The 20,569-nt window shown below is 59.4% G+C and carries 14 protein-coding genes and 1 other RNA gene; 7 read left to right on the top strand and 8 right to left on the bottom strand.

What is annotated here, in order from left to right:
* Positions 1–17: 17 nt before the first annotated feature.
* Positions 18–1,685: a M28 family peptidase gene (locus HDF15_RS07160; RefSeq protein WP_184254101.1), complete on the bottom strand. Its 1,668-nt coding sequence runs from the start codon at positions 1,683–1,685 to the stop codon at positions 18–20.
* A gap of 352 nt (positions 1,686–2,037) precedes the next feature.
* Positions 2,038–3,099, bottom strand: a complete 1,062-nt coding sequence (locus HDF15_RS07155; RefSeq protein WP_184254099.1) for an A/G-specific adenine glycosylase — start codon at positions 3,097–3,099, stop codon at positions 2,038–2,040.
* 58 nt (positions 3,100–3,157) lie between these two features.
* Between HDF15_RS07155 and rnpB the strand changes: the two genes are divergently transcribed.
* From rnpB to HDF15_RS07135, 4 genes are all read left to right on the top strand, one after another.
* An RNA gene (gene rnpB / locus HDF15_RS07150) (RNase P RNA component class A) lies at positions 3,158–3,634 on the top strand.
* Between the two features lie 140 nt (positions 3,635–3,774).
* Complete coding sequence (locus tag HDF15_RS07145; protein ID WP_184254097.1) at positions 3,775–5,778, top strand: hypothetical protein; 2,004 nt, start codon at positions 3,775–3,777, stop codon at positions 5,776–5,778.
* Between the two features lie 135 nt (positions 5,779–5,913).
* Positions 5,914–6,654 (top strand): hypothetical protein, encoded by a 741-nt coding sequence (locus HDF15_RS07140; RefSeq protein ID WP_184254095.1) that lies wholly within the window; start codon positions 5,914–5,916, stop codon positions 6,652–6,654.
* Positions 6,655–6,847: 193 nt separating this feature from the next.
* A complete protein-coding gene (locus HDF15_RS07135; protein WP_184254093.1) occupies positions 6,848–7,894 on the top strand; it encodes an aldo/keto reductase in 1,047 nt (348 codons plus the stop codon).
* Positions 7,895–7,976: 82 nt separating this feature from the next.
* On the opposite strand, the gene HDF15_RS07130 is transcribed toward HDF15_RS07135, so the two are convergent.
* Positions 7,977–8,378 (bottom strand): type II toxin-antitoxin system HigA family antitoxin, encoded by a 402-nt coding sequence (locus tag HDF15_RS07130; RefSeq protein WP_184254091.1) that lies wholly within the window; start codon positions 8,376–8,378, stop codon positions 7,977–7,979.
* 88 nt (positions 8,379–8,466) lie between these two features.
* Here HDF15_RS07130 and HDF15_RS07125 point away from each other — a divergent pair, with 88 nt between their 5' ends.
* A complete protein-coding gene (locus HDF15_RS07125) occupies positions 8,467–9,231 on the top strand; it encodes a DUF72 domain-containing protein (protein WP_184254089.1) in 765 nt (254 codons plus the stop codon).
* Between the two features lie 345 nt (positions 9,232–9,576).
* On the opposite strand, the gene HDF15_RS07120 is transcribed toward HDF15_RS07125, so the two are convergent.
* Together HDF15_RS07120 and HDF15_RS07115 are read right to left on the bottom strand one after the other, a co-directional pair.
* Positions 9,577–11,238, bottom strand: a complete 1,662-nt coding sequence (locus tag HDF15_RS07120) for a DHA2 family efflux MFS transporter permease subunit (protein WP_184254087.1) — start codon at positions 11,236–11,238, stop codon at positions 9,577–9,579.
* Between the two features lie 37 nt (positions 11,239–11,275).
* A complete protein-coding gene (locus HDF15_RS07115; RefSeq protein ID WP_184254085.1) occupies positions 11,276–11,896 on the bottom strand; it encodes an HAD family phosphatase in 621 nt (206 codons plus the stop codon).
* A 105-nt stretch (positions 11,897–12,001) separates the two neighbouring features.
* On the opposite strand from HDF15_RS07115, the gene HDF15_RS07110 reads away from it, so the two are divergent.
* Both HDF15_RS07110 and HDF15_RS07105 read left to right on the top strand, forming a co-directional pair.
* The gene (locus HDF15_RS07110) at positions 12,002–12,811 is read left to right on the top strand and encodes a zinc ribbon domain-containing protein (protein ID WP_184254083.1); all 810 of its coding nucleotides are present in this window, start codon (positions 12,002–12,004) and stop codon (positions 12,809–12,811) included.
* Positions 12,808–13,365: a 5' nucleotidase, NT5C type gene (locus HDF15_RS07105; protein ID WP_184254081.1), complete on the top strand. Its 558-nt coding sequence runs from the start codon at positions 12,808–12,810 to the stop codon at positions 13,363–13,365. Before HDF15_RS07110 ends, HDF15_RS07105 begins: the two co-directional genes overlap by 4 nt.
* A gap of 88 nt (positions 13,366–13,453) precedes the next feature.
* Here HDF15_RS07105 and HDF15_RS07100 read toward each other — a convergent pair whose 3' ends face one another.
* From HDF15_RS07100 to HDF15_RS07090, 3 genes are all read right to left on the bottom strand, one after another.
* Positions 13,454–16,948 (bottom strand): DEAD/DEAH box helicase family protein, encoded by a 3,495-nt coding sequence (locus tag HDF15_RS07100; protein WP_184254079.1) that lies wholly within the window; start codon positions 16,946–16,948, stop codon positions 13,454–13,456.
* A gap of 236 nt (positions 16,949–17,184) precedes the next feature.
* Positions 17,185–18,372 (bottom strand): restriction endonuclease subunit S, encoded by a 1,188-nt coding sequence (locus HDF15_RS07095; protein ID WP_184254077.1) that lies wholly within the window; start codon positions 18,370–18,372, stop codon positions 17,185–17,187.
* Positions 18,369–19,907, bottom strand: a complete 1,539-nt coding sequence (locus HDF15_RS07090; RefSeq protein ID WP_184254075.1) for a class I SAM-dependent DNA methyltransferase — start codon at positions 19,905–19,907, stop codon at positions 18,369–18,371. The genes HDF15_RS07095 and HDF15_RS07090 overlap by 4 nt, the downstream gene beginning before the upstream one ends.
* Positions 19,908–20,569: the final 662 nt, after the last annotated feature.

Raw genomic sequence — 20,569 nt, 5'->3', positions numbered from 1 at the left:
CAAAGGATAGGTCGCCCTTACTTCCCTTCACTCGCCTTGCGCGCGGCCTCGAACTCATCGCCGGCCTTCCACTCCACCGTGTGCGGCGCGTGGATCACCTGCCAGCCAAGATCAATGCCGAACCGCACCAGCTTCGCGTCTCCCTTGAAGTCCCAGTTCGGATCGAAGTTATCGCTGAAGTTGTGATAGTGGTTCTCGTTGAAGCTCTTCTCCTGTGCGGCGCCCCACGCGTGATCATGGCCCTCATACAGCGTGCCCGCGTCGACGGAGAACGCCGGAATGCCTACACGCGACAGGCTGAAGTGATCGCTGCGATAATAGCTGCCCGCCTCGGGCCGAGGGTCGGGCACGATCGCCAGGTCGAAGCGTTTAGCCGTCGCCTGCACCTCGGGATAGAACGTCGTGCGCTGCGCTCCGTTGACGTTGATCTCCTGCTGTACGCCGATCGGCAGCAGCATGTCGTAGTTGATGTCGAGCGCGATCTGCGAGACCGGCACCGGCGGATGCTGGCCCAGATACTCCGAGCCCAGCAGCCCCTGCTCTTCCGCCGTAACGGCTGCGACGATCACCGAGTGCGGCAGGTCACTCGGCGGCACCTGCTTCCAGGCCCGCGCCATCTCCAGGATCATCGCCACGCCGGTCCCGTTGTCGGCAGCGCCGTTATAGATGTTGTCGCCCGGCATCCCCGGAACGAAGCCGAGGTGATCGTAGTGCGCCGTATAGAGCACCGCCTGGTCAGGCTTGCCACTGGCCTTGTTCTGTCCCGGCAGCATCGCGACGACGTTCGGGCTCTGGAACGGGCGCACCGTGCTGGTCACCGTGGCCTTCAGCCGCACGGGCAGCTCGACCGCATGAAAACCACGCTGCCCCGCAGCCGTAAACTCTTTGTCGAGATCGAGTCCGCTCATCGCGAACAGCTTGCGCGCCACGTCGAGATGAATCCAGCTCGCGGCCTGCAGGCGTGGGTTGGCGTCATCGCGCAGCGCGGTGCGCTCGCCGGAGTTCGAGTTCTTCACCACGTCCCAGCCATAGCTCGCGAGATCGGTGCGATGAATGATCAGCGCGCCTACCGCGCCTTTGCGGGCCGCCTGCTCGAACTTGTACGTCCAGCGACCGTAGTAGGTCAGCGCCTTGCCCGCGAAGAACTTCGGGTCGTCCGAGGGTGGGTCGCCGACGATGCAGAGAATGACCTTACCCTTGACGTCGACACCCGCATAGTCGTCCCAGTTGAACTCCGGGGCTGTAGCGCCGTAGCCGACGAAGACGATCGGCGCGTCAATCGTCGTGACCGGGGTCAGTGTCTGGTTCGTAACGACGAAGTCGTCACCAAACTTCAGCAGGACGGGCTTGCCCTTCTCCGATTCCAGGGTAAAGGACGTCTCCGCCGGCTTGACCTTCATGCCGACGAAGTTTACCTGCTGGAAGAACGTGCCGTTATCCCCAGCAGGAGTCAGGCCTTCGAGCGCGAACTGCGTGGCGATGTACTGGGCTGCAAGCTCGCCGCCGCGCAGGCCTGGGTAGCGCCCCTCGAGCAGATCGTCGGAGAGGAACTTGTCCTGCTCGCGAATACGGTCTGAGCTTACCGACTTCTCCGCCGTGTTCAGCGGGGTCTGGCTCAATGCTTTGCCTGTGCTCATGCCCGCTGCCATCAGCAGCAGCGCTGTCATCGTCCAATACTTCGTCATCGTCACGTCTTCCTTTGCAGCGTGTTTCTGGTTGATTGCCAGTATAGGCGGCGATACAGTGCTCTTGTTGTTTGTTTTTCGCCGTCATCCTGAGCCGTAGGTGAAGGACCCCCGCATTTTGCACAATGCCACTGGAGCGAACGCTACTCGCCAAGCATCTGTACCCAGCCTGACATCGTCAGGCCGGGGTAGCCCTATGCGGTTGTGGTGGCCCCAATGCGGGGGTCCTTCGCCTACGGCTCAGGATGACGGCGAAAAACAAACAACGGCAACAGCAAAGGCAAAGGCGGCGGCAACAACAGCGACGACGAAAAACAGGCAACAGCAAAGACGTCGACCACCACGGCCCTTGCTATTTCGGCAGCATCACACCCACCCGCTGCAACACCTTGCGCGCGAGCCCTGTCAGCGGCAGCTCACGCAGCTTCGCCGCTGGCGTCCAGATCAAATCGTTCGCCGCCGCAGGAACCGCATCGCGCAGCTTGCTCTCCGCAAAGACCTGCACGTCGTAGTTCGTATTCGTAATCGAGTGCTTCACCCGCAGCAGCGGCTCATACGCCGTAACGGCATCCATCGGCAGCGGTGGAAGCTCCAGCATGCCCGGCATCAGCGAGGCCTCGGCCGAACGCCGCTCCAGCAGGACCTTCTCCCCGCGTCGCGCGAGTAGATAGGCAACACTGCGGCTCCGCTGCTTCTCTCTCGCCGGGGTTACATGTTCGCCCCGCGTCCTGCAGAGTCCAACCACCGGGCACTGCAGACATAACGGCGACTTCGGCGTGCAGATCGTCGCACCCAGCTCCATCATGGCCTGGTTGTGGTCTCCCGGAGGATTGCCGACCCCGCGCTTCGCCGCGGCGGGCACCAGTGCCTGCGCCGCCTTCGTGATCCGGGCGCGCCCCTGCCCTGTCCGCTCTTCCGGCAGTCCCATGAGGCGCAGCAGGACGCGTTCGACGTTGCCGTCCACCACCGCCACGCTCTCGCCGAAGGCGATGCTGGCAATCGCGGCGGCGGTGTAGTCGCCGACACCCGGCAAGGCCTTCAACTCCGCTGCTGTGCGCGGCATCTCCCCATGCAGTTCGCCCACCACAAACTGGGCTCCGCGATGCAGCATGCGCGCGCGCCGGTAGTAGCCCAGCCCGCTCCACAGGGCGAGCACGTCATTCTCTTCCGCTGCGGCCAGGGCCTGCAGCGTGGGGAAGCGGGTAAGGAACTCGCGATAGCGCTCGATCACCGTGGCCACGCGTGTCTGCTGCAGCATGACCTCCGACAGCCACGTCGCATAGGGGTCGTCGATCCCGCGCCAGGGGAGCACGCGAGCGTGTTCGCGGTACCAGCCCAGCAACAACCGGCGAAACTCAATCGCGGGTACTTCGATTTCAGGAGCGATACCGGTCCCTGCTACAGCCTGTTTCATCGACCTAGTCTACTTGCCGGTTTGTGACGGGTACTTCGGGGCGTACACTGAGAGGAGTGCAGGCGGCCGGATGATCGCTGCCTCCCGCGGCTTGCTGTCGGGAGGGGGAGGAAAGTCCGAACTCCGCAGGGCAGTGTGCCGGATAACGTCCGGGACCCATGCGTCAAGGTATGGGGACGGCCAGTGCAACAGAAAGCAAACCGCCTCAGGCTGTTGAACGGGCTTCGCAAGAGGCACGTTCATGCAAGCGGTCTGCGGTAAGGGTGAAAGGGTGGGGTAAGAGCCCACCGCGTTCGCAGTAATGCAAACGGCACGGTAAACCCCACACGGAGCAAGACCAAATAGGCAGGGAGACAGCCGACCCTCTTCAGTCGGCAGTCGCGCAACGGCCCGTTGCGCCCAGGTTGAAGGGCTCAGAGTGTGCGCAAGCATGCTGACCGGAACCTGCGGGTAGGTTGCTGGAGCGCCGCAGTAATGCGTCGCCTAGAGGAATGATCGTCTAAAACAAAATTCGGCTTACGGGCCGCCTGCACAGAATTTCACATCGCTATACCTGGACAGACAAAACGAATCGCCCATAGAGCATTTCACCCTTGCTCCGCGCGGGGTTTCCGCCGGCCCGGTTAGCGGAAATTCATGGCTACTGTTGTGGGAATAGCGTAAACTTTGCCCATCATGGCCTCTTTTCGTACGCTCTCTCTGTCCAGATTTGCCCTGGCTTTCTCCGCTTCCGTCTGTCTGGCCTCTGTGTTGACCGGCTGCGGAACCGGGGCTCTCGATACCTCCAGCACAGGAACTCTCGGCATCCAGGGCCATGTTTTCGGTGGCCAGCAGCCTGTCACAGGCGCCTCTATCTTCCTCTACGTCGCGGGTACCGGCGGTAACGGCTCTGCCGCGACCTCGATCCTCCAGGGTGCGGTCACTACCGGCGAGGGCGGCACCTTCAATATCGGCACCAACTACAGTTGCCCCTCCGGCACGGATCAGACCTATATCGTGGCGGTCAACGGCAATCCTGGGCTCGGCACGGGCAACAACAATGCGCTCGTCCTGATGGCCGCACTTGGAGACTGCAGCAACCTCAGCAGCTTCTCCTTCGTTAATATCAACGAGGTAACGACTGCAGCCGCGGCCTGGGCGCTGGCACCGTTCACGACGTCTTACACCAACGTCGGCTCGAGCTCGACGAACACCAAGGGCATCCAGAATGCCTTTCTGGACGCACAACTGCTCGCCGATTCCAGCACAGGCCTGCCCCCTACAACGCTTCCTGCAAACCTGACCATCGAAACCAGCAAGCTGTACACCCTGGCCAATGCCATCGCCTCCTGCGTCAACTCGGATGGCGGCTCCTCCTGCAGTCCCCTGTTCACCGCCGCAACGCCAAGCGGTGGGGTCGCACCGACCGACACCCTCGGGGCCGCGCTGAACATCGTCAAGCATCCTGCTCAGAATGTCGCGGCAGTCTTTACGGCAGCCTCGTCCCAGCCGCCCTTCCCGTCGCTGCCCAAGGCGCCGAACGATTGGACGATGACGATGACGATCACTGGCGGCGGATTGAGCAATCCTGACCCTATCGATATCGACAGCAACGGCTTCGTGTGGGCGGGCAATCACAACGACTCTACCGGCCAGCCCAACACGTCCAGCATCAGTGAGTTCTCCCCGCAAGGCACTCCGCTCAGCCCCTCTACAGGGTACGGTTTTGGCCTCCTGGATGAGGTTCTGGGCCTGACCATCGACTCCAGCGACAATGTCTGGGTCACGAATGAGGAGACCAAGGGCGCGCTCAATGGAAGCCTCACTGGATTTTCCGGTGCGAGTTCGTCGACGCCGGGCACTCCTATCGTCAACAGCGCCAGCGGCGTGCCCTACTTCCTGGACCCCAATTCCACTACCGGGACGTACTTCCCGGTCTCCCTCTCAACCAATGCCAGTGACCAGATCTTCGTCCTCAACCAGAATACGAACCATGAATCGGTCTTCAATCCCACCACGGGTGCCTTTGCGCCCCTGGCCGTCAACAATGTCAACTTCCCTGTAGCGATTGCCGCCGATGCATCAGGCGGCCTCTGGATTGCCAATGCGTGCGTCTCGGGCTGCAGCGCTACTGGCGGGCCTCCGAATGGGGCCGGCGACAGTACGGTTACGCACGTCGCAGCAGACGGCACTGCCATGCGGCCGGTGTGCTGCTTCACCCCGAGCAGTCTGGCTACTGACGGCCTGGGAAATGCCTGGATCGCAGACGGAGGAAACAACTCGGTCAGCGAGATCAATCCAGCGGGCACGGTAGTCGTCAACCAGCTCCAGGTCGGCGGCCTTCAAAACCCTGCGCTTCTCAGCAGCCTGTCGATCGACGCGGGCGAAAACCTCTGGATTGCCAACCTTCGCTCGATTACGCCCAATAGGCAGGGAACGCTCTCGGGCATCGCAAGCACGACCCTGACAAGCATTTCGCCGAACACCAGCGGATGCACGACCACGCAAGACGGAAATACAACCTGCACCGTCCCCGGCGGCTTCGGGTTGGATATCAACTTGCAGGCGCCGAGCGCTACGGTTCCCGATCGCAGCGGCAATGTGTGGGTTTCGAGTTCCAATTCGAACAGCCTGGTCATGTTCTTCGGCCTCGCCGTCCCCACGGCTACGCCAATCCGGCCGACGCCAACAGCACCGTAAGGCAGAAGACAGAAAACAGCACCGACGGGGCACGGCTTTTCGCCGTGCCCCGTCTAATTTGAGTAGGGTCGAACGTTTAACCTATGCATGCACAACCGTTTTCTGTTAGCTCTTGAGTTCCCTGTTTCCTGCCCTATGTCCCTGTCGAATCCCTGGCGCGTGCTTGCCTTCGTTCTGTTTACCGTTGACGCGGTTACGCTGGGTCTGCGAGCGCAGGCTCCTGCTCCCTCCTTCGAGATCCTCACCCATCGCATGGATGTCGACGTGGACGGCGCTCCGACGGCCTATGGCCCACCCAGCAAGCCGACGCTCGATTACCTTCGCAATGCGCACCTTCGCGGCATACCCGGAGCGGAGATCGTCGGCTACCTTACCGATGACGACCATCCGAACATCCCCGTGGTGCAGGGCCCCCAAGATCCCGCCCCGGGCTACTACATCTCACAGACCGCCTATACCGATCCCGCGCTCACCAATGCGCGCGATCTTCGCCGCTACGTCGACGCGACGCGAATCAACTATGTTGTGCTGGGACGGGAAGCTACGCGCAAGGGTGCCCGGCTCGGCGACTTTGTTGCAGTGCACTCGCAGCGCACCGGACACAGCGTCTACGGCATCGTCGGAGATGACGGCAATCCCAGCGGCAACGAGGGTTCGCTGCATCTTTTACAGGCCCTGGGCTATCCCTTTCACGATGGCAAGCAGGATGCCGTGGAGCGCAGAGAGATCGTCATTCGCTTTTTTCCACACTCCAATCCACAGCATCGGTTCTTTCACACCCAGGCTGCGCTGGAGGATGCGGCCCGGAAGCTCGGCCTGAGCTGTGACTTCCCCGAGAGTCCCTCAGCCTCCAACTCGCATCCAAAGAATCGTTAGCGCTGCATCCTCCTCAGGGGCAGTTCGATCTTCGGAGGAACACGGCTTCGGCCCTGTCGGCCGATCGTTTGCGACGAATAAGCGTCGCAAACACATACGAAAACGTTGGGGTATCCTGTTTCGGCATGGCGAAGGCCATGCTCTTCCGGCGCATGCCCTCCGGCCTCAAACTATCCACCACACTGGAGTTCAAATGGAATACCGCTCTCTTGGCCGCTCCGGCCTCAAAGTCCCCGAGCTCTGCTTCGGCACCGGCACGTTCGGCGCCGGCAACGAATTTTTCAAAGCCTGGGGCGATACCTCGCAGGATGACGCCCGCAAACTGATCGACATCTGCATGGAAGCCGGCGTCAACTTCTTCGATACCGCCGACGTATATTCCACCGGTGCCAGCGAAGCGATGCTCGGTAAAGCGATCGCGCACCTCAAGCGCGAAGACGTGCTGATCTCGACCAAGGCGACCTTCCGCTTCGGCAAGGGGCCAAACGATGTGGGCAGCTCGCGCTACCACCTGACGCAGGCGCTCGAGGGCTCCCTGAAGCGGCTCAACACCGACTACATCGACGTCTACCACCTGCACGCATTCGATGCGACCACGCCAGTCGAGGAAACGCTGAATACGCTCGACACGATGGTGCGCGAGGGCAAGGTTCGCTACATCGCCTGCTCGAACTTCTCGGGCTGGCACCTGATGAAGTCGCTCTCGGTCAGCGAGCGCTATGGCTGGGCGAAGTATGTAGGCCACCAGGTCTACTACTCGCTGATCGGCCGCGACTATGAGTGGGAGCTGATGCCGCTCGCCGTGGACCAGGGCGTAGGCGCTCTGGTGTGGTCGCCGCTCGGCTGGGGACGGCTCACCGGCAAGATTCGCCGTGGACAGCCGCTGCCTGAGACCTCGCGCCTGCACAAGGCCGCGGACGGCGGTCCGGTAATGTCCGACGAGTACCTCTACAAGGTCGTCGACGCTCTCGACGAAGTCGCCAGGGAGACCGGCAAGACGGTTCCGCAGATCGCGCTGAACTGGCTGCTGCGCCGCCCCACGGTTTCGACGCTGGTCATTGGCGCGCGTGACGAGAAGCAGCTTCGCGCGAACCTCGACAGCACAGGCTGGAAGCTGACTCCCGAACAGGTGGCCAAGCTCGATGCCGCGAGCGCAGTCAACCCGGCGTATCCCTACTGGCACCAGGTGCAGTTCGACGAGCGCAATCCGTTCCCGACGCCGCAGACGTTTGGGAAGTAACTACACACAAACAACAAAGGACGGCGCTGATGCGCCGTCCTTTTCTTCTGTTTGTTCACAGAGGCTAACGTCGCTATCACTCTTAGAAAAACAGCTCCGGTGAGACGTGAAATCTTTCACTAAGCCAACGAATCTGCTCTTTGTTCAACTCACGCTTGCCGCTCATTACCTCGGAAACGATACTTGGTGTGCCAAACACGTCGACCAGATCCTTTTGCTTCAATCCGTTCTGATCCATGAAAAACTCGATCATTTCCAAGGGAGAACACTTGGGCAGCGTGTAGTGCTTCTCTTCAAAATCTTCAATCAGAAGTGTGAACAAGTCTGCGAGTTCTGTTTCTTCCGGACTCCAACTACCGTACCGCTGTTCGAGGCTATGCAATGCTTCGATGTAGCTTTCGTTCTGTTCCTCCGATTTGATAACGCGTGGAGGAAACTTGACGAGCAGCGCTGTATAGGCCGGACTAACTGCGAGTGCACTCATGATTTCCATCCTCCCTTATCGTAGGCTGCATGTGTAAGAACGTGCCGAATAGATTACATCTCAAGTATCAGCTTAAACGCCTCTCTCAATGACTGAATCCTCCTCGCCAATTCGCATCGGCACCGCTGCCTGGACGCTCCCCAAACAACATGCGTCCCTGTTTCCGGAAGAAGGCTCCCACCTCATCCGCTACGCCCAGCGCCTGAACTGCGTCGAGATCAACTCCAGCTTCCACCGGCCCCACCGGCTCAAGACATGGGAGCGCTGGGCCGCGACCACACCGGACGACTTTCGCTTCGCTGTCAAGATTCCCAAGACCATCACGCATACTGCAAAGCTCATCAATACCGGCGCTCTGTTGCAGGAGTTTCTGGATCAGGTTCGCGGCCTTGGCGACAAGCTGGGTCCGCTCCTCGTGCAGCTTCCCCCCAAGCTGGCCTTCGATGAAGGGATCGCACACGAGTTCTTCACCACGCTCCGCGAACTGCATACCGGCGCGACCGTCTTCGAACCACGTCATGCAAGCTGGTTCGCTCCTGCCGTCGATCGACTGCTCCGCGACTTCGAGATTGCGCGCGTTGCCGCCGATCCACCCAAGGGCTCCACGCTTGCCGCGAAACCAGGCGGCTGGCAGGGCCTTCGCTACTATCGGCTGCACGGTGCACCGCGCACGTATTACTCCGATTATGGTGAGGAGTTTCTTCAGCAGCTTGCGAGCGATCTGCGCACGAGCAAGGTCGAGACCTGGATCATCTTCGACAACACAGCCCTCGGCCATGCCACAGCGAATGCTTTGTTCTTGAACGATCTTCTCGTAAAGAAAAACGCTTCCCGAGATGCTACGTGGCTCTAGTGTTCCGAATCCTTCATTCATTGAAGATTGGGCCCGTTTGGAATAGCGCAAACCGCAAACCGCGACGCTAAAGCGTCGCGGGGGGAGGGAGCCGTAGCCTTTAGGCTACGGAAATAGAGGCCTAGCAAAGATGTGGCCTTTAGGCCCGGGCCTTCTTTCCGCGGCAAACGAAAGGCCCGGGGCTAAAGCCCAATTCTTGCCTGCCCTTGATTCCGTAGCCTAAAGGCTACGGCTCCCTCCGACTCCCTGACGCTAAAGCATCAGGGAACGCGCTTCGCGCTATTCCGAACAACACCATTCTTTTCTTTGGAAAATTGACTCTTTGAAGAATTACCGGCTCACGCTCTAATGTCCCGCACTCGACGACGCATGCTTTGGTGGCCGAGGAATCAGGAACAGCAGCGGAAGCATGCAAGCGCAAAAGATCGCGAGGTCACGAATGATGTCCACGTAGGCAAGGTTCGCCGACTGCCGGTGAAGCTGGTTGTAGATGTAGGCCTGCGCCTGGTGCATCGCTCCGAGCGAAGGCCCACCACCCACCGGGCCTGTGCCGTTGCCTATCTTGAACGATCCAGCCATCGACTTTACCTGCGAATTGAATCCCTGATTGGCCGTCGTAAGATTTCGCACCATCATGCTCTCGTGCGTAGCGGTACGGCGCGTCAGCATGGTCGCCATAAACGCCGTGCCGCACGAGCCACCGATATTGCGCGCAAGATTCGTCAGGCCCGAGACATCGTTGCTCTCGCTCTGTTTCACTCCGATGTATGCGATGGTATTGATCGGGATGAACAGGAACGCAAGACCCGACGCCTGGAACATACGCATGATGACGAGCTGGCCGTAGCTCAACTGCAGGTTCAGGTTCGTCATGTAGAGCAGCGATAGCGTCAGCATGAGAAAGCCATACGCAATCAGCTTGCGCGGATCGATCTTGCCCGACAGATAACCCACCACGGGCATCATCGCCATCATCATGAAGCCGGCAGGAGACAGTACTTTTCCTGCAAGTTCCGCTGTATATCCCATCAGCGTCTGCACGAACTGGGGGATCAGAATCGTCGTGCCATAGAGAGAGAAGCCGAGTACGAACATCAGTACAAAGCTGACGGCAAACTGCCGCCGCGTGAAGAGCGTGAGATTCAGGATCGGTCGATGACCGTCACGCAGTTGTTTGAGCTCCCACCAGATCATCACGATGAACGCGATCACCATCGTCACGCAGAAAAACATGATGAGGTGTGAAGAGAACCAGTCGTCTTCCTGCCCCTTGTCGAGGACGAACTCCAACGATCCAAAGGTAAGACCCAGCAAGCCGAAGCCCAGGAGATCGAGTCTGATCCCGCCCTTTTGCGACTCCTTGACCTGCTTCTCGACCCAGGGTGGGTCTTCGACGATGCGCGAGGTCAGGTAGAGCGACAGCAGACAGATCGGAATATTGAGATAGAAGATCCAGCGCCAGTCGAAGTTATCGGTGATGTAGCCGCCGAGCGTCGGCCCGATGGCCGGGGCGACGACGACCGCCAAACCGTACATCGCAAAGGCCTGCCCTCGTTTTTCCGGCGGAAAGGTATCGGCAAGAATCGCCTGTTCGCTGGGTGCGAGGCCGCCGCCGCCAATGCCTTGGAGAACACGGAAAAAGACCAGCAATGGCAGCGTCGGAGCCAGCCCGCACATGGCGGACGAGATACCGAACAGCGCGACGCAGATCATATAGAACTTCTTGCGGCCGATGAAGGTCGTCATGTACGCGCCCGCCGGCAAGATCACAGCGTTTGCAACAAGATAGGCCGTCAGGACCCAGGTGGCTTCATCCTGCGTGGCCCCCAGACCACCCGCAATGTGCGGCAGCGCAACGTTGGCGATCGAGCTGTCGAGCACCTCCATAAACGTCGCGAGCGTTACGGTCATCGCGACGATCCACGGATTGATTCTCGGCCGCCACGGCACTGCCGGAGCGGAGGAGGTTTGACCTGCTGGAAGTTCGATTGCGGTTGCGGCTGCCATGAGTTGTTACTTCAGATTCCACGAAACGGCCAGCGATTCACGAATTTGCCGTAATTTCTACCTTTACGAGCCGTTCCCGCGGGTGAGGAATCTTTACCGTGGCCATTCCGGCCGCCACTGCCGCCTGAATTCCCAGGTCCGCATCCTCAAATACGAGGCAGTCTTCGGGTGCAACGCCCAGCCTCTTTGCAGCGATCAGGAAGGGTTCAGGATCGGGCTTGCCGCGCTGGTAGTCCCCGGCACAGACCAAGGTCTCGAACTTGTCCAGGATCTTCAGCGTCGTCAGAGACGCCGTCACTGCCTCCCGCGTGCCTCCGGAGACAACAGCGAACGGAATCTTCCCGTAGCTGGCTTCAACATGCTCCAGCACCTCCGGGACAGCCGTCAGGTCGGGAAGAATCTCGAAGTAGATCTCCTCTGTGCGCTTCATGACGGCAGGAATCGGCATAGTCAACCCCTGCTGCTCATTCAGAGTGGTGATGATCTCGGCCATCGGCATGCCGCCCCAGGCGTAGAAGAGGTCTTCGCTGAACACACCACCCCACTCCGAGAGCGCCCGGTTCCAGGCAATGAAGTGCAGCGGCATGGAGTCGGCGATGGTGCCGTCGCAGTCGAACAGGTACGCCTTGAAAGGGCCATCAGGTAGCTTGAGTTTCATGCCTACCAGTTTAGGGGATGGCCCATGCGATCGACTGGCGATGCCTCATCCTGCTGCAACGTGCTAGCCTTTTCCATTGGGCAACAACCGCTCGAAAGGAGCACGATGAACGCCAACCTCGAGCATCTCGTCGTTCTCCAGGCGCAGGACCTGGAATTGAAGCGCCTCCGCGAAGAGCTCGCCGAAGCACCCCGCCGCGTAGCTGCCGCAGAAGCCGCGCGCGGCAAGGCCGAAGCCTTGCTCGCCGCCGCCAAACAGGCACTCACCAAAGAAGAAGTCCTGCGCCGCTCGCAGGAGTCGGACGTAACCGACCGCCGCGGCAAGATCGCGCGTCTGCGCAAGCAGATGGACTCCGCCACCAGTGCCGCGCAGATTACCGCGCTCGAGCACGAGATCAAGTTCTCCGAGGAGTCGATCTCCAAGCTTGAAGACGAAGAGCTCGCCTCGATGGAGCGCACCGAGCGCTTCGACGCCGAGAAAGAGACCGCCACCAAAGCCGTCGAGAAGACCACCGCTGCGCTTGAAGCCGAACGCACCCGCGCCGCCGAGGTCACGCAGAGCAACAACGCAGCTGTCCAGGGGATCGAGGGCGAACGTCAGACCCTGCGCGCGCTCATCAAGGAATCCGACGCGGGAGAGGCGGCGCTCTCTACCTACGACCGCATCTCGAAGGCCAAGGGCACGGGAGTGTCCGAGGCGATCGACCACAAGTGCTCGGCCTGCCAGATGATGGTGCGTCCGCAGCGCTGGAACGACCTCACGGGCCGCGAGCACGACCACGAGATCTTTACCTGCGAGACCTGCGGGCGCATGCTCTTCTGGGACCCTCGGCGCGACGCTCCGGGTAGCTGGGCAGCGGGCGAACGTTTGGCCTCAGCCAAGGCTGTTGCCAAGTCGCTGGAGTCGCGCGCATGACCTCGCCGCAATCCCAAGGCTCGGAGCGCAAGATCATCTGCGTCGACATGGATGAGGTCATCGCCGACGCGCTGGGTGAACACCTGCTGCGCTACAACCGCGACTTCAACGAGAAGCTCACACCCGCCGACCTACACGGCTGCTGGCTCTGGGACTACGTACCTGCAGAACGCCTCAAGGCACTCGATCAATACATGCGGACAGACGACTTCTTCGGCGTGCTGGACGTGATGCCGCACGCGCAGCGGGTCCTCGAACGCCTGCAGAAACACTACGACATCTTCATCGCCACCGCGGCAATGGAAGTGCCGACGAGCTTCAACGCGAAGTTCCGCTGGCTGGCCCAGCACTTCCCCTTCATCCCGACGTCGCACATCGTCTTCTGCGGCAACAAGAGCATCCTCCGCGCCGACTACCTGATCGACGACAACCCCCGCCAGCTACGGCTCTTCCACGGCGAAGGGATCCTGTTCAGTTCCCCCGCGAATGCCTTCGTCACCGGCTTCCGTCGCGTCAACAACTGGTTGGATGTGGAGAAGATGTTTCTGGGGTAGAAGGCGCAATATGGTGAAAAGTGGGGGATTCTTGATAAACCATCGCGCCTGCTAGATTGCAAAATCGATAATCGCCCAAGCAGAGCAATTATCGCCCAAGCTGGCTTGCTCCTGTACCTTCTGCATTCGTTCGGATGGCGGCCAGGATTGAGACCATTTGCTCGACTTCCGGGTCGCTGAAGAGACCTGCTACGCCCTGAGGATGCGCATTCGTGAAAGGCGCGTCGTAGAGTTGGGCCGGATCGACATATCCTCTTCGCGCAAGCAAATCGACTATCAGTTCGACGAACTGGTGCTGGCTGGCGGTGAGGGTTTTTCCACTCAGAAAATTCTGAAACGCCTGTCGTGCGGCGGCGCGATCAAGGCCCACCAGGGAGCGCACAAAAAGCCCAAGACTCGGTTGCTCCCCCTTCACGGCGGCAAGTTCCGCAGGGCTGGCACCTTCGGTCAGAAAGATGGCTTCTAGCTCGGAGATGTCCGCAGGCGTGAGTGGTTCATTCCATTTCAAATGCTGGATTGCAGGTTTCTGTTCATACTTGGCGAGAAAGTGCTGGGCCTTCGCGCGAAACCTTGTAATGTCCACTCCAGGAGAAGCTGCGGGAAGCAGATTAGGAACAGGCGTATGGTCTGCCAACTCGTCGGGGAAGTCCGTAATGACGATGGGACGAGTAACAGCTTCTATCAGTTTTACGAGCGACCGAAGATGCAGCCGAACAGTCTCAAGCGATGAAAGAGTGGCATTGCGCCAGAAGTCTCCGGTCTGGATCTCCTGAAGCAGCGGAAGCTCAGCGGCGATCATGGGGATCACGGACTTGGCTTCCAGCAGCGTAGCAAGCGACACCACCTTCTCCGCCATCTTTATGAAAGCGGGCTCCGCGCGCAGCATGGCAAGCTGCATCCTCAGAATGAGGTGATCGAAGACCTTGGCCGGGCCGTCCGAGTCCGTGATGGAACTCGGCAGCCTCGCCAGTGGATCGAGATCGCTGACCTGTTCGACATCGATTTTGGTAAAGGCCTCGCGATTGGAGTAGCGCTCAACTTGACGGCGATGCGGTCTTACCTCGAACGTATCGAGGCTCATGCCCGCAATCTGGCTGCGGAGCATCTCGACGATGGCTGCACGCAGCGCAATCGTTGAGTCGCTGATCTGAACCCCGTTTTCTGCCTGACGGTCGACCTCCGCCAGCAACTGTACGCGCCGGCTGAAGAGCCTGGAGGTCAGGCTTGAGGTTGTTGCGCCGTCCTTCGCGTCGGGATTTATTCCGAAGTACTCGAAGTTCTTGCAGTAGTCGAAGATGGTGAACTGCGTTTTGTCTTGTCCGGGACCTAAGAGGTTGGGACGGAGACGCGTTCCGCGGCCGATCATCTGCCAGAACTTTGTCTTCGAGCGGACGGACTTGAAGAAGGCCAGGTTCACGACCTCCGGCACGTCGATGCCGGTGTCGAGCATGTCCACCGAGATCGCAAGATGCGGCATCTTGTCCGGCTGCGAGAAGTCATCAATGAGCGTCTGCGCAAACTCGACCTTGTGGGTGATGACGCGCGCAAAGTGTCCGGCAAGGTGCGGGTAGTTGAGATCGAAGCGTTTTGCGATGAACTCGGCATGGCGCTGGTTCTTCGCAAAGAGAATCGTCTTGCCGAGACGATCACCATCCGCCACCTTGATGCCATGTTCCATCAGGTGCGCGAGGACGAGATCGACCGTCGACTCATTGAAGAACCACTGATGCACCTCCGGCGCTTCGACGGACTCCGGGATCTCTCCGTCCTCACTCCATTCGAGCTCATCCCAGGCGGCCTGTTGTTCAGGTGTCAGATCTTCGTAGCGGATGCCCTGAGTGGGGATGCGGGCGGGCGTATTCAGCACCTGGTAGGGAACGAGGAACTTGTCCTCGATGGCCTGGCCAAGTGAGTATTCGTCGGTGGGGACCCCGTCCTCCAGCTGGAAGAGCCTATAGGTGTTGCGGTCGATCTCGTCGCGCGGTGTGGCTGTCAGGCCCACGAGCAGTGAATCGAAGTAATCGAAGATGGCTCCGTACTTCTGATAGATCGAGCGGTGTGCCTCGTCCACGACGATGAGATCGAAGAAGCCGGGGCCAAACTGTCTGGCGTCTTCTTTTGTTTTGTCGGCAGCGTCGTCGATCAGATTCATCATCGTCGGATAGGTGCTGACGTAGATGTGACCTACCTGACCGCGATCGGTGACGAGGTTTACGGTCGTGGCGCTGGGTAGATGGCGGCCGAACTCTTTGACCGCCTGTCTCACGAGCGTGCGCCGATCGGCGAGAAAGAGGATGCGCCCGGACCAGTTGGCGCGCATCAGCACATCGGAGAGAGCGATGATGGTGCGCGTCTTGCCGGAGCCGGTCGCCATGACCAGCAGCGCCTTGCGCAGGCGCCTGGCCTCAAAGGCTTCGGCGATGCGGCGGATGGCACGCTCCTGGTAGTAGCGTTCGGCTATGGCTGTGTCCGTGGCGACAGTGGAGAGAGATTTGCGAGACGTTCTGCGCTGAATCAGCAGTTGCAGCTCGACCTGCGTGTAGAACCCGGCGACGGGACGCGGAGGATAGCGCAGGTCGTCCCAGAGGAAGTGGTCGTAGCCGTTGGTGTAGAAGATGAGCGGACGCTGGCCAAAACGGGCTTCGAGGGCGTCGGCGTAGAGCTTGGCCTGCTGCTGACCTTCGGCAGGGCTGCGACGGGTGCGCTTGGCTTCGATCAGCGCGAGAGGCAGAGCATCGGGACCCCAAAGAACATAGTCGATCTTGCCGGTGCCGGAGGGTGTGGGCAGACCGGTAACGGCGTACTCGCGCGTATTCGGCGCATCGAGGTTCCAGCCTGCTTCTTTGAGCAACAGGTCGATGAAGGCGTCGCGGGTCTCGGCTTCGTTGTAGTCGTGGGTGTCGGGACGGGCGGCATTAGCGGCACGGAGCTCGGCGATCTCCGCGCGCATGCGTTCGAGGTCTGCATCTCGTTCGAGAAGCTGCGCCGCAAGGCTTTTTTCTTTCGCGGCGAGATCGGCCTCATGTTGTTTGCTGATCTCCAGCAGCTTCTGCTGGGCCTCGCGCTGCAGCTTGACGCTTGCGGTTTGCGCTGCCTGGAGCCTGGCCTCGATGTCATTCGCGCGAGGCAGCAGGTCGCCGTTGAAACGCAGGGCATCGGCTGGCGGTGTGCTGCGGCTGTAGGTGCGGGCCAGCCAAAAGGTCAGGTGGAAGAGTTCGCGAACAGCGTCGAAGGATTGCTGCGTGCTGACAGCGGCGGAGTTGTGAACAGCCGCGTTGCCGGTGCGGTTGATGAGCACGCACTTGGTGTGCAGCGGTTGTCCGGCGAGCGCCGCGAAGGTGGGTTCGTGAATCAGCGCGGAGAGATTGGTCTGGTAGGGCGAGTGCAGCGTGGGTTCATGCTTGAAGAGCCACTCCAGAACTGACTCCAGGGCGCGTCGCGCGTAGAAGCAGGCGGTACGTGGGTCGGGGTAGACCAGCGACTCGGCCTTGGCAGCCTCCGCGTGCAGCGCGGGCCATTCGGCACGCAGGAACGCGAAGTTACTCGGCGGCTGCTGTGCGGCTTGTGGCGGGACAGGAGACATGGTTTCGATGGAGCTGGTTCTGCCTTTCTAATATCACCACACATCTGTCTTTTGAGCGACCTAACTCACGTGGGAAGTCAGAGATCGCATTTGGAGTTGGGTTGGACCAGCGACATTACAAAGGGAGATACAGAGGGGAGTTCAGTCGTGGATCGAAGCCCCGAAGGGGCGGCTCCATCACATTCTTGGTTTGTCGAAGTTCTAAAGATACTTGAATGAATTAGTGACTCGCCTCGCTAGAGTTCTCCGCGAAAGGCTCGATGTTGGAGAGAGGCGAAGGTTTCATTAATAGCCTTTAGGGAACCCAAAGCCTTATTGCGGATATCTTCGATTGCCTTAAGTTTCTTCAAGAAATCTAACTGTGTAGACATCGGCGGGCTAAGGGTTGGTAACGCACGAAGTTGTGTCATGTTGATACTGGCGAGATTGGAGGTCTTCTTAGCACACTTCAAGAAATAGTTTTTCGCCAAGCGCGTCTCAAGATAGCTGGCGAAGACTTCAGGCAGTAGACGGCCCTGATCGAGTCGGACCCTGAAGACATGGTTCTGGTGGATACATGGATCAATCTCTCCATTCCACATGGCTCCGCGGCCCAGCTTATCGAAGTCGCCGCCTTCGGTCATTAGGATGTCACCTGCTTGCAGTCGAAGCTCTTCAACTTCCCTAGGAGTTGCTCCAATTTCCTTAACCTCTGAAAGGCGAAGATGGCCCGCTTGAACATTCGCTACCCGAATATAAGGAACACGCAGAGGCATATGCGCACGTGCTGCACCATGCACCGTAACTCCTGACACGATAGATGCGAGTTCACAGAGTGGCTGAGCATCGACTTGATTCTGCTGTTCAGGGAAATACTTGTCGAAGAGAGCTCGGATAAGTTGCATGTGGAGAGCCAGAGTTTGGCGGCGCTTGGAGCGCAGAGTTTCTGCCTGATCCAGAATTGTCGCGATCCTCCTCTGCTCGTCAAGTGAAGGTAATGGTAATAAAGACTCTTTAACGATGCGATCCGAGACTGCTGGATAGCTCTGTCCAGTTGCGAATTGGGTCATCCTTCCAATAAAGAACGAAGTACGCAACCAATGGAATAAATATGGAGTATGGAGTTCGTTGTGTTTCGGCCTCAAAACGCAGAAACCAGTTGATGCGATTGAACCATTTAGTTGGTCTGGAACGATCGCAACGGCGTTGAGATTTGGACGAACTGTTGCAATCAGAACATCCCCGGTGCGGACTAGTTGGCGAGCCCGGCTCGGTGCATCTGCAGTCGAAAGGACTCGCTGACCGACAATAGTTTTCAGTTCGTTATTTATTGCGGAGAGATCGATATACGTAAATTTCTCTCCACCCGTCGCTACTGGGTCAATGGATTGCACTGGGTCAACACATTCGCCAATTGAAGAATAAGTCGGGACGGCGAGCTTCATCCCAGCATCTCCTCAAGTTCTTTCAAGCCCAAATGAATCTCAGCCTCAAGTTGTTGCAACTCGGCAAGAACTTCCTTTGGCGACACATGCTTGATCTCTTCATGTACAACCTGCTTGTAGCGGTTGAGAGAAAGGTCGTAGTTGTACTCTGCGATCTCGGCCTTGGGGACGCTAAAACTTCGCGCAGTGCGCGGGTTCTCGCGCTCGGTGCCATCGCGTTGTGAATAACGCGCAGCGACATCCGGCAGGTTATTCTTCGCATGCTCTTCTGCCGTGAGCGGCGTGCGCGGGTCGGGGCCAAGCTTGTCTTCAGAGAGGAGTGGCGTGCGCTTGTCGTCGAGTGACCAGCCATCAGCCTGCACGTCATAGAACCAGACATAATCTGTACCGCCAACCCCGGTCTTTGTGAAGAAGAGGATGGCGGTGGAGACACCAGCGTAAGGTTTGAATGCGCCTGAGGGGAGCGAGACCACGGCGTCGAGCTTATGGTCTTCGACGAGTATCTTGCGCAGCGACTTATGCGCATTCGAAGAACCGAAGAGGACACCGTCCGGCACGATGACTGCGGCACGACCACCGACCTCCAGCATGCGGATGAAGAGCGCGAGGAAGAGCAGTTCGGTCTTCTTGGTCTTGACGGTCTGCTGCAGGCCCTTAGCGGTGGACTCGTAGTCCAGCGAACCGGCGAAGGGCGGATTAGCCAGCACCAGCGAGTACTTGTCGACCTCTCCGGCGTTGTCTTCCGAAAGCGAGTCGCGGCGTTCGATGTCGGGGTTTTCGACGCCGTGAAGCAGCAGGTTCATGCTGCCGATGCGCAGCATGGTAGCGTCGGAGTCGAAACCGTGGAAGAGCTCGTGGTTGAAGTGGTGACGCGACTCCTCGGTGTCGAAGAGGTCTTTGTAGTGATCGCGCAGGTACTCGCTAGTAGCCACGAGGAAACCGCAGGTACCGGAGGCGGGGTCGCAGACGACATCCTTCGGTGTGGGCCGGGTGAGTTCCACCATGAGCTGGATGATGTGGCGCGGTGTGCGGAACTGGCCGTTCTGCCCGGCGGAGGCGATCTTGGACAGCATGTACTCGTAGACGTCGCCCTTGGTGTCGCGGTCGTCCATGCGGATGGCGTCGATGAGCTGGATGGCCTTGGAGAGCAGGTTGGGCGTGGGGATGGTGAAACGAGCGTCGCGCATGTGGTGCGCGTAGGTGGAACCCTCGCCGCCGACCGTGCGCAGAAACGGGAAAACGTGCTCGCTGACGAGGTCGAACTGGGCGCGGGACTCCTGGGTGCGCAGGTAGGACCAGCGCAGATGCGCATAGGGGGTCTTGAGGCGGTCATTGCCCTCGGGGAAGATGCGGCGGTCGAGTGGCTGGCTGAGTTGACGGGCCTTGGCTTCAGCGAGAGTCTGCTCTTCGTCGAGGCGTTTGAGAAAGAGCAGGTAGGTAATCTGTTCGATGACCTCGATGGGATTGGCGATGCCGCCCGACCAGAAGCTATTCCAAAGCTGGTCGACCTGGTTGCGTATTTCTCCGGTAAGCAAAGGGAACCTCAGACGTCGGTATGACAGCCTGAGAATACATCAGGGGTAAGTGCATGGCATTTGAGGGAGAAGCTGGGCATTCCCTCAGCGGCTAAACAGGCTGCGGAAAAAGTCCCCATTTGATCTTTAGGGCCAACGGCCCGTTTCATACCAGCCTGGGGCACAGCGAACCAGGACAACACGCGACAGCGTGGTGGCTCGGAGAGCGACGCCCCAGGTTAGCGCAGGAGTAGAAGTTGAGGGCTGTAAGCCCGATTCATCTTTTGTGCAAACACAATGAATCGGGCTTACGGCCCTCTGCTTTCTTATTGATTCTGTACCTGGGGCTGGGATGAAACGGGCCCTTGGCCCTAAAGATCAAGACTCGCTTCCCAGCTAAGAATTTCCGCAGCCTGTAAAGCTGCAGTGCGAGGGAGGCATTTACGGCACGGGTGAACCCGTGCCCTTAATGAGACGTGGCTTTTCGGCGGCTTCTTTTCAGCAGCCTCTAAAGCTGTTTGCTGATGCTGAGTTTTGCGAGCATCTTTCGACTGCGCTCGGAGCAGGCTTCCCGGTCTGTAGTGCCGCTGCGGGCAAAATACAGAGGTCTCTCCACTACGGCGGCAAAGAACGCCGCCTCCGGTCGAGATGACAGCGTTTGAGGGGGATCGAGAGATCGAGGG

It is taken from the genome of Granulicella mallensis, from assembly GCF_014203225.1.
Taxonomy (GTDB): Bacteria; Acidobacteriota; Terriglobia; order Terriglobales; family Acidobacteriaceae; genus Granulicella; species Granulicella mallensis_A.
This window is presented reverse-complemented; position numbering and strand designations above follow the sequence as displayed.